Raw genomic sequence first — 13933 nt, 5'->3', positions numbered from 1 at the left:
TCATTAATAGTTAAAATATAAAACTTATTTAATCAAAACATAAAACATATGTCATACTTAAACGTCCCTCGTCTTACATTTTCCGGAGATTTCATTTCAGATGTTTCTACTGTAAATAATGATCCACAACATTATAACAACAACACTTTTAAAAAATCATTTCAGGAATTTGGTACAGGATCAAACAACGGATGGTGGAATCCTGAGGGTGGTGCTACTTTTGGTTTTCAGGATTGTCATGTACAGCAAATTACAGGAGAAGATGGAAATAGCAGTTCAGACCCTTTACTGGATGGTATTATAGGCCAGATTGTATGTGGTGCTGAAGGAAGAAATTCAGGAAAGATGGTGGATTTAGATCCACAGCAGCAGATGGTTTCACAGCTTTGGGGGGTAACTTTCAGAATTCTTACGGCTACGAACGAATTGTTGCTTGAAGGTAAAATTGAACCTACTGGTTTTAGAGATTTACAAATGCGCCAGCAAACAGGAGCCAGAGTTAACGGGCAGCCTTTAGGAGGCACCTGGACTTCAGTTCTTGAAGATGTTGTCTGGGGAGATCTTGCATATCAATCACTTTTTTTGATGAGCTTAAAAAGTAAAACACAGGAAAACAGACTTAGTATTAATTTAAACGGTTTTGGGTATTATTATGCTCATGCTACAGATGGCAGATTTTCGCTAGGACGTATACTAGGAAGTCTGGGGCCTTGGTTTTCGGGTGAACCAAAACTTTTTCCACCGGCCAGAAGACTGTATGGGATTGTTTCAAATAACAATAATGTTTTCTTTGCAGCTTCTAATTTTATATTGGACAAAGAAAATGCAAGACTTTCTATTGACTTTGGAAGTTCATTTCCGGTATCAGATTCAATAGGTACTATTGCTCTTAATACTGAATTATTTCTTGCTGTTAGCAAAACAGCAATAGGACCTTCTCCCGGTGCAACACCTTATATGGTTTCTCCTGATGGTGTACTCTTTATAGGAAAACTGGAATATGAAAACGGAACAGGGTGGCTTAACAGTACAAGTGGTATTGTTGATTTTAATAATTTGTCACATGAAGTTCTTTCAGCATTAAAAGACAACCAGTTATTATTGCTTGGAGCTTCTTCAAAAGCAGATCAGTTTGTAGTTATTGCCAGAGAAGCTGTTGATGGTATCGTCTTGAGAGCAGACGAATTTGTACAGCGTCTAGACACGAATCAAACCAATGAAATTAGTTTTTATGCTTCTCAGTATGGATTGCCGTTGCCAAATCATGCTATATACATTACTTTGGAGCCACCTACTCCCATGACTCCAAAACTCCAAAATACACCTCCGATTTGTGACGTGCCAGGGAATAATTATCCGGCAGACGGTTTGACTTTCGATGCTGTAATTACTACCGACGTAAATGGTGTAGGGGTGTTAAAATTAACAGGAAACAGTATTGATAGTCCGAGAGGGTATCTCGACGGTCAGATATATACTTTGGATTATGATTTGGCTGGTGTTAATACAGATCCTGCATCTGGTTCTGTAATGCCGCAGAATTTTATTGCCATACACTTAAGAGATTATTTCGAAATTCCGGAAACACCAGTTTGGGCTGATATTCAGCCTACAATGGTACAGTTTGCTAATCTATATCCAATTATGAGTAAATTCTTTATCGATTTTAGTGATCCGAATGCACTTATCGCCAAAAAAGAACTTCTGATTTTTGCTTTTGACAGGGATATTAAGGATCCGATATACATGCCGGTTACCCGTGATTTATCCGAAACGAAGAGACTGACCATTCTAAAATGGCTTAGAAATCCAATTATTGAAGGAGAAGCGATCGTTGTAACACAACAAAAAGCCAAAGGAGAAATAAATCTAATTCAGGAAGATACAGTAACGGAGGCTGTTCCTTTAACAAATAATCAACTGCGACTTAGAGATGCTGTAAGAGCAAAAAATGGGGCAGACTTCAATATGCCGGAAATTACTAACCTGTTTGAATTTTAATACATAAAATATTATGCTAAAGATAAGCCCACAATTTGTAAATGCTATAGTTAATGCTGAACGTTTAGAGGAGTTGTATCCGTTATTGCAAAATGCAATAGAATTAGAACATGCCACTATTCCTCCGTATTTAACAGCCTTGTTTTCGTTTAAACCTAATACGGAAACAGCTATTAGAAGTATTATCCATTCTATTGTAATCGAAGAAATGCTGCACATGAGTATAGCAGCAAATATACTGAATGCACTGGGCGGGAAACCCGACATTGCCAATCCGAATTTTGTACCCGAATATCCAACACATTTGCCAATGGGTATTGGAGGAAGCTTAATTGTGCCTATCGAAAAATTTTCGCGTGATTTGGTGAAGAATGTCTTTATGGAAATTGAAGAGCCTGAAGAGCCGTTAGATCTTAACAAGAGGTTTGCAGCCAATGAAATAACAACATTCAAAACAATTGGAGAATTTTATATGGCTTTGCAGGCGAAAATAGACCAGATAGCTCCGGAGATATTGCCGGGTGATCCTGCCAGACAGGTAACCTCAGAATTTTTTCCTTCAGACCAGTTATACCCTATCTTGACAAAAGAAGATGCGATAAATGCTATTAATATTATTATTGAGCAGGGAGAAGGAACTTCAACTTCACCGGTAGACGAAGAAGGAGAAATAGCGCATTATTACAGATTTCAGGAAATATATGTGGGCAAAGAACTGGTTAAAGACCCAACAGCGCCACACGGTTACTCTTTTAGCGGACCGGAAATTCCTTTTGATGAAAGTAACGTACTGCCTATGTTTCCTAATACAAAAGCCAGTATGCTGCCAGCAGGTTCTCAGGAAAGAAGACAAGTAGATTTGTTCAATCAGTCCTATAGCGATTTATTATACGGTTTGCACCGCACCTTCAATGGAGAGCCTGGTTACCTTAATAATACTATCGGAGTGATGTTTGATCTTAGGCTGATTTGTCAAAAATTGGCAGAAACACCATTTCCTGGTGTAGAAGGATACACCATTGGACCTTCATACGAATTTGTAAAGGTAGGAGCCCATTCGGTTACTCCTTAAAAAATTAAAATCACTATTAAAATAACTTGGCCGGACACAATGACCGGCCATAAATAATTTATCCATTTATGAAATTCAGGTCAAAAGCAGTAGTGATAAAATTATCAGTGAGTGATATTCTTAAATCTAAAAAATTCTATGAGGAAATCCTCAATTTTAAAACAGATGACAGATATACGCTCAACTCTGATGGGGATTATGGGACAGAATCTTATATACAATTATATCTTGGGGATAAAGATGAAAAAAGTTTTATGCTGGGATTGTACAAAGATATTGAGACTCCTTTTAATCCGTTGCCCGAAACAGGAACTGTACCCAGTTTTATTGTAGATGACATTCAGGCAACGCTTAATTATTTCAGAGCCAGTGAAGTTGTAATTGATGTAATAGACGGTGTCATAATCAATACTAATAGCTCAGACGAAGGTTATATGGACCATTTTTTCTTTTTCAGGGATCCGGATAATAATTCACTCGTTGTACGGGAGAATATTCTGAAGTAATTAGGCAGAGAAATGTTTGTAAAATAAAAAGCCACATGACAGCAATAGCACTAAAAACCGGCTCAGAAGAAATCATACAAACCATCATTCAACGCAGACTTTCAAAAGCTGAAGCAGATTGGTTTGAAAACAATATCAGGTTTGAAAATAACGCACAGTTTTTTCAGACGTTTGGCTTAATTGCCAGAAAAATTTCGCTGGAAATTCCCGAATGGACGACAGAGGAAACCGTCATACTAGAGGAAGTATATCCCGGTTTTACACAGAGTCATTGGGATTTACAACAGCTTAGTCGTGGTTTGCTAATGACACAGCTTCCAGTGCATCAAAATGTTGAAATAATAAAGAACCTCGCAGAGATGGCAGATATAAAAGAATTGGTTGGTTTGTATAAGAGCCTTTTTTTCTTAAAAAATGCAGCCGATTTTATTTTGACGGTTCAGGAAGGAATCAGAACCAATATGGTTGCAGTGTTTGATGCTATAGCTTTAGCGAATCCTTTTGCAGCAAAATACCTGCCGGTTGATGCTTGGAATCAATTGGTTTTAAAAGCCCTTTTTATGGGACGTCCGTTGTATCAAATCATTGATCTGGATCTGCGTAAAAACGAAAAATTAGCCTTAATAATACATGATTATATTCATGAACGATGGTCGGCTGGCAGATTAGTATCACCCGAAATATGGAGATTAGTTGCCGGTTATGTAAATCAGGAAATAGCAGCTGATTTAGTAAATGCTATGCATACGGGAGATACACTAACAAAACAAGCAGCTATAAAAGCATTAAAAGAAAGCTCATTTTATAATGAGAATGAAATTCCCAACGAGACACTGCCTGACAGTTTAGTTACATGGGACGAAATGGGGACGCAATATTATTCACACTTAAAATTTTAGCATATGTATTATATAGATCCACACATTCATATGGTATCCAGAACGACTGATGATTACCAGGCTATGCGTGCCGCAGGTATTGTAGCTGTTATTGAACCGGCTTTTTGGCTAGGTCAAGCCCGAACAGAAGCTTCTTCTTTTAAAGATTATTTCAGCACTTTGGTTGGCTGGGAAAGATTTAGGGCTTCGCAATTCGGAATTAAACATTACTGTACGATTGGTTTAAATTCAAAAGAGGCAAACAACGAAGCTTTGGCAGAAAAAGTAATGGACTTATTGCCTTTATTTGCTGCAAAAGAAGGAGTTGTGGCTATTGGTGAAATTGGATATGATGATCAGACTGCGGTCGAGGATAAATATTTTAGACTACAAATTGAGCTGGCACTAAAATTTAATTTACCGGTGATGGTTCATACACCACACAGAGATAAAAAAAACGGAACCATTAGAAGTATGGATGTGTTAGAAGAACACGGAATCGCTCCTCATATGGTAGTTATTGACCACAATAATGAAGAAACTGCCAAACATGTTCTGGATAGGGGATACTGGGCGGCTTTTACGATTTATCCTAATACCAAAATGGGGAATGAACGTATGGTTGAAGTTGTAAAACAATATGGTTCTGAGCGTATTATTGTAGACAGTTCTGCTGATTGGGGTGTAAGTGATCCTTTATCTGTTCCTAAAACAGCAGCTTTAATGCTGGAAAGAGGAATTACCAAAGAAGACGTTCATTTAACGTGTTATAAAAATGCCTTAACGGCCTATTCTCAAAGCGGACAAATGAATGAAGAAGACTGGAAAAATGAAATGGTAATTACGCAAGATTCACTCTTTGAAGGAAGTAGTGTTCTTAGAGGGCAAGAAGCCAAAGAAATCGTGTATCCTAATATTATTATAGAAAACTAATGTCTGGTAAGCCTTTTTATTTACTAACCTTACTGCGTCCCGCAAATATCATTACAGCAATGACTGATATTCTTGCGGGCATTGCAATTTCTGGAGTTTTAGTCTTTAATACCAGCAGTAGTCATTTTATACTTGATTTGCTGTTACTGCTATTTTCTACCATTGGTTTATATGGAGGAGGGATTGTATTTAATGATATTTTTGATTTGGAATCGGACACCATAAACCGTCCAGAAAGAATACTTCCTCGTGGTTTAGTTAGCAAAAATGAGGCAATTTTACTAGGATGCCTAATGTTGTTAATGGGAGTTGGACTTGCTTTTATAGTATCGGTTTTTAGTGGTATTTTAGCATTTATTATTAGCCTTTTAGCACTTAGTTATGATAAGATAAGTAAACATTATCCTATTGTAGGTCCATTAAATATGGGACTTTGTCGGGGAGGTAATTTGCTTTTAGGAATGAGTATTAGTAACGATGCCGTTTTTAATTATTGGTATATCGGTATTATTCCTATTTTATTTATTGCAGCCATTACACTTACTGCCAAAAAAGAAGCATCAGGTAATAACAAAGCAGCTATACTTGTTGCCTTACTGCTGGATGTCATTGTAGTAATTCTATTTGTTTATGTAGGACACTTACTTGGGTTTAGATTTTGGATTTTATTACCCTTTCTTCTTTTTTGGTACGGAATTAATTTTTTCGCAAAATATAAAGCCTTCATTTACAACCAACCGGCTACTATACAAAAAGCTGTAAAAACAGGAGTACTGTCATTAATTCCGCTTAATGCTAGTTATGTAGCAGGTTCAGCAGGATTGTTTTATGCGTTATTTGTTTTGGCTTTATTGCCATTATCCATTCTGTTATCCAAAAAATTTGCAGTTACTTGATTATATCTTACAAAAAATGAAACACCAATATATACTTCAGCAAAATTTTCAAGTCACATTTAATTATGACATTATTTTTAGCCGTTCCTTATTTGATGTCAGTAATTCATCGCTTATTGATGTGATCAAAAAAGAGCCGGGTTTTCAACAGCCCAAAGTAACAATTGTAATTGATAAAGGGGTTGTCGATTGTACAAACCAATTTATTACAAAGGTTATCAACTATTTTAATTATTATCAATTTGAAATTACCGAAGCAAATATACTTGTAGTTCAGGGAGGTGAAGCCGTTAAGAATAGTCCGGATCATATAGAAGCAGTACTGCAATTAATAAACAATAACAAAATAGACAGACATTCTTTTCTTATAGCAATAGGAGGAGGAGCAGTACTCGATGCTGTGGGATATGCTGCAGCGATTGCACATCGTGGTGTACGCCTGATCCGAATACCTACAACAGTTTTATCTCAAAATGATTCGGGTGTCGGGGTAAAGAACAGCATGAATTATTTTGGCAAAAAGAACTTTCTGGGCACATTTGCGCCACCATACGCAGTACTTAATGATTCTGATTTTTTGAAGACTTTAAGTGAACGCAATTGGCGTTCCGGAATATCCGAAGCCATAAAGGTGGCACTCATTAAAGATTCCTCTTTTTTTGACTGGATAGAACAAAACGCACAAGCACTCAACAATAGAGATATTCCGGTTATGGAAACACTTATAATTCGTTGTGCAGCTTTACACACCGATCACATTTCTAAAAAAGGAGATCCTTTTGAGAAAGGTTCTTCGCGTCCTTTAGATTTTGGACATTGGGCAGCACATAAAATGGAGCAGCTTACTAATTATGAAATGACACACGGAGAAGCTGTGGCAATAGGGATAGCACTTGATGTTACTTATTCTTTTTTAGCACATAAAATTGACAAACCCAGCCTGGATCGAATCTTAAAATGTTTTTTAACCTTAGGTTTTGCCATAACTCACCCTATTCTTGATACTCATCTTGATGAGGTTATAAAAGGATTAGATGAGTTTAGAGAACATCTTGGTGGTCAGCTTACCATTATGTTATTAAGTGACATTGGAACAGGCGAAGAGGTGCATTCACTCAATAATACATTAATTGCCGAATCTATTCGATATCTATATTCATTTTGTCAATTAAATACCGAAGTATGTTAATAAGTCCAAGTGGTCATTTAAGTTATTGTACCAACATTCACGCAGGTGAGTCATGGGAGGCTGTTTTTAAAAGCATAGAAACTTATTGTATTCCTCTCAAGAAAGAAGTATCACCGGATAAACCTTTTGGAATTGGTTTACGTCTTTCATACCAAGCCACGACCGAATTAATGCTAGATGATAATCTTTCGATTTTTAAAGATTGGTTACTAGACAATGAAATGTACGTATTTACGATGAATGGGTTTCCGTATGGAAATTTTCATAACGAGCCAGTCAAAGACAAAGTTCATTTTCCGGATTGGACAAGCGACGACAGATTGCAGTATACCCAGTTACTTTTTACTATTTTGGCTGAACTTTTGCCATCTGGTATAGAAGGAGGTATTTCGACTTCACCACTCTCTTATAAGTATTGGCATACTACTGAAGTTGATTTAATTAAGGCCAAACAAGTTGCTGCAAAACAATTAGTTGAAGTAGTTACTCAGTTAGTAGAATTTTATGAGACTAAAGGTATAATGATGCATTTGGATATTGAACCGGAGCCCGATGGTATAATTGAAAACAGCGATGAATATATTGCTTTTTTTGAAGATTATTTACTCAGGGAAGGTGCTGTATCATTAGCTTCAACTCTTGATTGTGCCTTATTGCAGGCACAGGAATATATGCGAAACCATATACAGCTTTGTTATGATGTTTGTCATTTTGCCATTGGATTTGAAGAAAGTGAAGAAGTAATTCAAAAGATGGAAAAACACGATTTAAAGATTGGAAAATTACAGATTAGTGCAGCTCTTAAATGTACAGCTTCAGCGAATGTAACAATTGATGAACTACAAGAATGTCTGCGTACTTTTGACGAACCTACCTATTTGCATCAGGCAGTAATTAAGACGATAAATGGAGAGTTTCTCAAATTTAATGACTTAAAAAATGGAATAGAAGCCATGAAACGTACCGACTTTAAGGAGCTTCGCACGCATTTTCATGTCCCAATATTTGTTGAGGATTACCAACGATTACAATCTACCCAAAATGATATTATAACAATTTTGCAAAGCTGGCGCAAAAAAGAATTTACCAGACATTTAGAAGTAGAAACCTATACATGGCAAGTATTACCTGTTCATTTACAAACGGATTTGGCTAAATCTATCGAGAGAGAATTAAAATGGGTCATGAACAGGGTAACCGATAATGTAAAAGAGCAAACTATAAATGTAAATGCGCTTTAATAAAAGATATTAATACCAAAACAATGCAACAAACAGTCGTTATTAATGTAGTAGGACTTACAACTACTTTACTTCAAAATCCCGATCTTTTTTTGCATCAGTGGCAAAAGAAAAAGGGGAATTTAAGTATTATCGAACCAGTACTTCCTGCCCTTACCTGTTCAGCTCAAACTACTTATTTAACAGGTAAATGGCCCTCAGAACATGGAATTGTTGGTAATGGATGGTACGATAGAACTGATGCCGAAGTAAAAATGTGGAAACAGTCGAACAAGCTGATACAATCTCCAAGAATATGGGATTTAGCAAGAAAGATTGATCCGGCCTTTACTTGTGCCAATTTGTTTTGGTGGTACAATATGTATTCAGACGCTGATTTTACAGTAACACCTCGTCCACAATATTGGGCTGATGGACAGAAAAAACCGGATTCGTATTCAAAACCTGCCAATTTACGGGATCGCTTACAAGACCAATTAGGAGTATTTCCGCTCTTTGATTTTTGGGGGCCAAAAACAACCATCCGTTCCAGTGAATGGATTGCCGAAGCATCAAAACTGGTTTATGAATGGCACAATCCCACACTTACCTTAATTTATCTGCCTCATTTAGATTATTGCTGTCAAAAATTTAAGCCTGAATCATCAAAAATTGAAACAGAAGTCAAAGCCATTGACCAGGTATGTAAGGATTTAATTGAATATTTTGAAGGCAATGGCGTAGAAGTTATTGTTTTATCTGAGTATGGGATTACCAAGGTGACAAATCCAGTACATATCAATAGGTTTTTACGCGTCCATGGTTATCTGGAAATTAGAGAAGAAAGAGGATTAGAATTATTAGATACTGGTGAGTGTCGCGCTTTTGCATTGGCAGATCATCAGATAGCTCACGTATATATAAAAAATAAAAATGATATTCCTGAGCTCAAAAAACTACTGGAAAAAATATCAGGAGTAGCAAAAGTATTGGATGATGCAGGAAAAACAGAGTATCACCTCAATCACGAACGCGCAGGCGATCTTATACTTGTGGCAGAACAAGATAGTTGGTTTACGTATTATTATTGGTTGGATGATGCAAAAGCACCTGACTTTGCCCGAACGGTAGAAATTCATAAAAAAACAGGTTATGATCCTGTAGAATTGTTTTTGGATCCTAAAAAGAAATTTATTTTACCACGCATTATTTTAAAATTAATTAAAAAGAAACTGGGATTTCGCACTCTTATGAATGTGATTCCGCTTGATGCCAAATTGGTTAACGGTTCCCATGGATGTATTCCTGAAAAAGAGCAGGATAAACCAGTATTTATCAGTAAAAAAAATCTTTCCGGGAAAATAGAGAGCAACTTCGTATGTCAATATATATTAGACACTATCTTTAAAAATTAAGCAGGGGAGGGCTAAAAAAACAATTTCAGATTGTTTAATATCTCACGCTTCAATAATTTATACCAGAGAACAGTGGTGTAAAATATAAATATAACTGGTATAATAACTGACAAAAGGATGTTTTACGGGATATTTTTTTATCTTTGAAATTCAGGATTTTTAATTCAAATGGCTTTATCTTTGAGCTTTTAGAAAAATTGATATTCGTTATGGAACAGAAAATACATCAGGGAAGAAACGTAAAACGTTTCAGAGAAATGCTTAATATAAAGCAGGAAGCATTAGCTTATGATCTGGGAGAAGACTGGAACCAAAAGAAAATTTCTTTACTGGAGCAGAAAGATGTAATTGAAGACAGCCTACTGAAACAAATCTCTACAGTATTAAAAATTCCTGTTGAAGCTTTTCAGAATTTTGATGAAGAACAGGCGGTGAATGTTATTTCTAATACTTTTGGCGATAATAGTATTGGATATCAAAAAAATGATAACCCTACTTTTAATCCTGTAGAGCAAGTGCTAAAATTACACGAAGAAAAAATTGCATTGTACGAGCGTATGTTGAAAGAGAAGGATGAAATGATGGTGAGGCTTGAAAAATTGATTAATAAATAATTTTTTATAAAGATATATTATTTTATAAAGAGACTTTCGAGTCTCTTTATTGTTTTGGGACATTATTTTATGGGTGCGAAGTCAGGAGATACTCGCATAGCTTTTCAAAAGAACTCTTCGGAAAACGCGGATTAACCCTATGAATTGAACTTGAAAAATATTGATAATCAAATAAATATGCACGCGTATTGTTTTACTTTTGATAATAATTTGAACTGTCACGCGTAACAGGTAGCAAAACAAATCATTTAAAATCATTAATGATATTTATAACGGTAAGATTGCGGCTAGGATTAAACCACAAAAAAAACGCTCATCTCTGAACGGTTTATATTATTAAAAGAATAACAAATTTATTAACGGTCTCTTTTATATTTTAGATCAGCATGCCTTTTTAAGATCAAACTGTAATTTTCATTAATATCAATAAGTGAATTTGTTTTTCTGTTCTTAATTTCATCATAATCTGAAAGTTCGGGATTATATTTTAGAAACTCTTCTACTTTATTTTCCCTTTCTTCAAGCATCTCACGATTAACATTTAATCTAACAATTATATTATCTAAAGAATCTAGTGGTAAAGTATTGATTTTTGATTCATCTAATGTATTTACCAAACTGTCATAATCTCTACATATTTTTTCAAAATCATCCAACTCATGTAACGCCATTGAGACATTAGAAGGTAATTCCTTTTTGTTGCATGAAACAAAAACAATAATTATTATTAAAAATATCTTTTTCATTTTTATGTTTTAAATTAATAGTGTTCAAAGTTAGCCCTAATTTTAATCACATATCTTACGGTTTTCCATAATCGAATTTATTTGCGCAGTTTTATGAGAACACTTCGGAGAACGCAGGATATCAATTAATGATTTTGAATTTCCCTGTTACTATATTACCCTCAAAACTCGCTGTGTAATAAAAAGTTTCATTATCAATTTTATCAAATTTCACATTTATCTTATCACCAACTTTAAAAGATAAATCGCTAGCTGTTAATTCGATTACTGTTGCATTGTACTCAAAATTATTTATCCATTCCAGTTTTGATTTAATATAGTTTTTGCCACCATTTGGAAACTCAGTATGTATATTGTCTTTAATAATTATGTAAGTTGAATTATCATCAATATCAGAATATTTCAATTTACAATTCTTCAATGAGGAATAATTTACTTTTTCGGTAGGTTGTTTTTGTAAAATGTAGTAATAATTCATATCATATTCTTTTGATGATTTTAATATTGGATAAAGTTTTTCATCCCTAATGAGCCATTTTTTATTGGCAGGGAATTTATCATCGTTTTTTAGAATCAATATGTCTTTCTTAATAGTCCAAGTTCCAGAAGTTTCGTGTTTGTCACTTAATGTGTAACTCATTTCAAAAGTTCCATCGGATTTAAAATTAGCAGTTGATTGAAGCCAACTCGTCTGAAACTCATATATTCCCGGAACAATTGAGATGCTTTGTTTTTTTTCTTTTATAATTATTTGATTATCCGTTATTCCAACAGTATAAGCTGATAAAAGCAAAACTGAAGTAAAGTATATAAATGAGCGAGTAATAATTTTTAATTTAATCATTTGTTATATTAAGTTATTGAATTCACCTTCGTTGGCAGATATTGCCGCTGCTGGCGATAGTTGTTATTAGTCTGCTCCGTGAAATTTAATTTCTCCCGTTTCAATATTGACTACTGCAAAATCATGTTTTCCGTACGAAATTGTAATTGTTAGATTATTGTATTGAAGAGCTCTAATTTCGGGTTTTCCAATTTTTGGTTTTCCTAGAATCTTAATTACGTTTGTTTCCCATTTCACTTTTCCCTTCTCAAAACCTTTTTTCCATTAAGCCAACTGCCCAAATCCGTTGTAGCTGTTACCAGCTGGTATTTATCTATCTTCAATTTTGTGTCCCAGTTCAATAAAAAATTGCCTTAGCAAGTCATAAGTTTTATTGTCTCCATTTATGTGACAAAACATTTTCGTTTCCATATATTCACAACTTAAACAGATATTTAAAGTAGATATGATTCGGTTCAATTTGTCATAAAAAACTATTGCATCACGATAAATAGGGGCACACATCCAAGATGGTACGTCTACAATTTCAGTCCGCAAGATGTTTTTCAGTATGTTTATTTGAGGGTCAGTCGCTTTAAAAGTGTTTGTCTTTGTGCTAGAAGGATGAAATTGTCCTTTATCATCGATTAAATATTGTGTAAATCCAAAAAGTTGGTGCAATTCATAATATCGCTTTTTTTCGAGGATTGTCAAATCGTTACGCTTTTCTTTTCTAATCTTTAACTTCTCATATTCTGGTCGACTTGTCTTATTGCTTTCTTCAAACTCCGTTCCTCGCTGAAATGAATACATCTCAACATAGTCAAATGTCAAATTATTTATATAGTCAACTGAGGATATGTTTGTGTATTGTTTCATCTTATGCTTCTAACTAACGTTTTATAGATATCTAAAAACTAAATGGTTATAAAGTTAAAATCATCGACTTTGAATTGATGTTTTTCCATTTGTTTTTGTATTCTTTTTTGTACCGTTAGTTTTCTTTTTTCGTCTAAATATAAGTAATTTTCTGGATTATAGTATGAGGTATTTTTGACAATCATATTCCAAATGATTATACCTAATTTTCTTGCTGTTGCACTTATGGCAGACACTCTTCCTTTTCGAAAATTAATTCGATGAAAAAAGTTTCTCAGAGGTGTTGATTCTTTTAAATTCCCGATGGCATTGGCAGCATTTCGTAAGGCTATTTTCAAGCGATTACTCCCTTTTGGCACGCGACTGCTGAGTACTTTTCCACCGCTTATTTTATTGTTTGGAGTAAGTCTGAGCCAACTGGAAAATTGTTTGGCTGTGCCGAATTTTTTGATCCCTTCTAAACCTACTTCGCTCATTAATGTAAGTAAGGTTTGATGGCTAAATCCTTCTATTTTTAACAAATCTACTCCTTCGAAGTATTGATAACCCATCAGGTTTAAATCAATATTTTTAGGTGTGTTTTTATTGACTCTTTTGTGAATTTTCGGATCCGTGTAATGTTGTTTTTTATTGTTGTCGCTATCAATCTGGTCTTGGAGTATTTTTTTTATTTCTATATCGCAGTCTTTGATCTGATTTTGCAGATTTTGATACATCTGGTATTCCTGCTTTAGAGCAAATAGATAATCTTTACGGCCATT

Annotated in this window: 15 protein-coding genes; 10 read left to right on the top strand and 5 right to left on the bottom strand. The window is 34.8% G+C overall.

From position 1 onward, the window contains the following. Nucleotides 1-48 precede the first annotated feature (48 nt). From FLACHUCJ7_RS10190 to FLACHUCJ7_RS10145, 10 genes are all read left to right on the top strand, one after another. Nucleotides 49-2001: a hypothetical protein gene (locus FLACHUCJ7_RS10190; protein ID WP_180908831.1), complete on the top strand. Its 1953-nt coding sequence runs from the start codon at nt 49-51 to the stop codon at nt 1999-2001. A gap of 13 nt (nt 2002-2014) precedes the next feature. Next, nucleotides 2015-3073: a ferritin-like domain-containing protein gene (locus FLACHUCJ7_RS10185; RefSeq protein ID WP_180908830.1), complete on the top strand. Its 1059-nt coding sequence runs from the start codon at nt 2015-2017 to the stop codon at nt 3071-3073. A 68-nt stretch (nt 3074-3141) separates the two neighbouring features. Beyond that, nucleotides 3142-3579 carry a VOC family protein gene (locus FLACHUCJ7_RS10180; RefSeq protein WP_031457055.1) on the top strand — a complete coding sequence of 146 codons (438 nt, stop codon included), beginning with the start codon at nt 3142-3144 and terminating at the stop codon, nt 3577-3579. A gap of 35 nt (nt 3580-3614) precedes the next feature. Next, on the top strand, nt 3615-4478 hold the full coding sequence (locus tag FLACHUCJ7_RS10175) for an EboA domain-containing protein (protein WP_180908829.1): 864 nt from the start codon (nt 3615-3617) through the stop codon (nt 4476-4478). Nucleotides 4479-4481: 3 nt separating this feature from the next. Next, a complete protein-coding gene (locus FLACHUCJ7_RS10170; protein WP_180908828.1) occupies nt 4482-5390 on the top strand; it encodes a TatD family hydrolase in 909 nt (302 codons plus the stop codon). Continuing rightward, the gene (gene eboC, locus FLACHUCJ7_RS10165; RefSeq protein WP_262891022.1) at nt 5390-6286 is read left to right on the top strand and encodes a UbiA-like protein EboC; all 897 of its coding nucleotides are present in this window, start codon (nt 5390-5392) and stop codon (nt 6284-6286) included. Before FLACHUCJ7_RS10170 ends, eboC begins: the two co-directional genes overlap by 1 nt. 16 nt (nt 6287-6302) lie before the next feature. Further along, nucleotides 6303-7475 carry a 3-dehydroquinate synthase gene (locus FLACHUCJ7_RS10160; protein WP_180908826.1) on the top strand — a complete coding sequence of 391 codons (1173 nt, stop codon included), beginning with the start codon at nt 6303-6305 and terminating at the stop codon, nt 7473-7475. Further along, nucleotides 7469-8716 carry a metabolite traffic protein EboE gene (eboE, locus tag FLACHUCJ7_RS10155; RefSeq protein WP_180908825.1) on the top strand — a complete coding sequence of 416 codons (1248 nt, stop codon included), beginning with the start codon at nt 7469-7471 and terminating at the stop codon, nt 8714-8716. Before FLACHUCJ7_RS10160 ends, eboE begins: the two co-directional genes overlap by 7 nt. Before the next feature lie 23 nt (nt 8717-8739). Continuing rightward, nucleotides 8740-10110, top strand: a complete 1371-nt coding sequence (locus FLACHUCJ7_RS10150) for an alkaline phosphatase family protein (RefSeq protein ID WP_180908824.1) — start codon at nt 8740-8742, stop codon at nt 10108-10110. Between the two features lie 209 nt (nt 10111-10319). Beyond that, nucleotides 10320-10724 (top strand): helix-turn-helix domain-containing protein, encoded by a 405-nt coding sequence (locus FLACHUCJ7_RS10145; protein WP_180908823.1) that lies wholly within the window; start codon nt 10320-10322, stop codon nt 10722-10724. A 356-nt stretch (nt 10725-11080) separates the two neighbouring features. On the opposite strand, the gene FLACHUCJ7_RS10140 is transcribed toward FLACHUCJ7_RS10145, so the two are convergent. The 5 genes from FLACHUCJ7_RS10140 to FLACHUCJ7_RS10120 all read right to left on the bottom strand — a co-directional run. Beyond that, nucleotides 11081-11470 carry a hypothetical protein gene (locus tag FLACHUCJ7_RS10140; RefSeq protein WP_180908822.1) on the bottom strand — a complete coding sequence of 130 codons (390 nt, stop codon included), beginning with the start codon at nt 11468-11470 and terminating at the stop codon, nt 11081-11083. A 121-nt stretch (nt 11471-11591) separates the two neighbouring features. After that, nucleotides 11592-12314, bottom strand: a complete 723-nt coding sequence (locus FLACHUCJ7_RS10135; RefSeq protein ID WP_180908821.1) for a lipocalin family protein — start codon at nt 12312-12314, stop codon at nt 11592-11594. 66 nt (nt 12315-12380) lie between these two features. Further along, on the bottom strand, nt 12381-12551 hold the full coding sequence (locus FLACHUCJ7_RS10130) for a hypothetical protein (protein WP_180908820.1): 171 nt from the start codon (nt 12549-12551) through the stop codon (nt 12381-12383). Nucleotides 12552-12623: 72 nt separating this feature from the next. After that, entirely contained in the window at nt 12624-13172 is a 549-nt protein-coding gene (locus FLACHUCJ7_RS10125; RefSeq protein ID WP_180908819.1) for a hypothetical protein, read from the bottom strand. Between the two features lie 38 nt (nt 13173-13210). Next, nucleotides 13211-13933: transposase (locus FLACHUCJ7_RS10120; protein WP_180908818.1), on the bottom strand; the 723-nt coding region annotated here is incomplete at its 5' end.

The organism is Flavobacterium salmonis (assembly GCF_903819435.1).
In the GTDB taxonomy this organism is placed as follows: Bacteria; Bacteroidota; Bacteroidia; order Flavobacteriales; family Flavobacteriaceae; genus Flavobacterium; species Flavobacterium chungangense.
This window is presented reverse-complemented; position numbering and strand designations above follow the sequence as displayed.

Excerpts from the sequence above, each read along its gene's own strand:
- FLACHUCJ7_RS10190 (WP_180908831.1), top strand. The coding sequence starts at position 49 with ATGTCATACTTAAACGTCCCTCGTCTTACATTTTCCGGAGATTTCATT.
- FLACHUCJ7_RS10185 (WP_180908830.1), top strand. The coding sequence starts at position 2,015 with ATGCTAAAGATAAGCCCACAATTTGTAAATGCTATAGTTAATGCTGAA.
- FLACHUCJ7_RS10180 (WP_031457055.1), top strand. The coding sequence starts at position 3,142 with ATGAAATTCAGGTCAAAAGCAGTAGTGATAAAATTATCAGTGAGTGAT.
- FLACHUCJ7_RS10175 (WP_180908829.1), top strand. The coding sequence starts at position 3,615 with ATGACAGCAATAGCACTAAAAACCGGCTCAGAAGAAATCATACAAACC.
- FLACHUCJ7_RS10170 (WP_180908828.1), top strand. The coding sequence starts at position 4,482 with ATGTATTATATAGATCCACACATTCATATGGTATCCAGAACGACTGAT.
- eboC (WP_262891022.1), top strand. The coding sequence starts at position 5,390 with ATGTCTGGTAAGCCTTTTTATTTACTAACCTTACTGCGTCCCGCAAAT.
- FLACHUCJ7_RS10160 (WP_180908826.1), top strand. The coding sequence starts at position 6,303 with ATGAAACACCAATATATACTTCAGCAAAATTTTCAAGTCACATTTAAT.
- eboE (WP_180908825.1), top strand. The coding sequence starts at position 7,469 with ATGTTAATAAGTCCAAGTGGTCATTTAAGTTATTGTACCAACATTCAC.
- FLACHUCJ7_RS10150 (WP_180908824.1), top strand. The coding sequence starts at position 8,740 with ATGCAACAAACAGTCGTTATTAATGTAGTAGGACTTACAACTACTTTA.
- FLACHUCJ7_RS10145 (WP_180908823.1), top strand. The coding sequence starts at position 10,320 with ATGGAACAGAAAATACATCAGGGAAGAAACGTAAAACGTTTCAGAGAA.
- FLACHUCJ7_RS10140 (WP_180908822.1), bottom strand. The coding sequence starts at position 11,470 with ATGAAAAAGATATTTTTAATAATAATTATTGTTTTTGTTTCATGCAAC.
- FLACHUCJ7_RS10135 (WP_180908821.1), bottom strand. The coding sequence starts at position 12,314 with ATGATTAAATTAAAAATTATTACTCGCTCATTTATATACTTTACTTCA.
- FLACHUCJ7_RS10125 (WP_180908819.1), bottom strand. The coding sequence starts at position 13,172 with ATGAAACAATACACAAACATATCCTCAGTTGACTATATAAATAATTTG.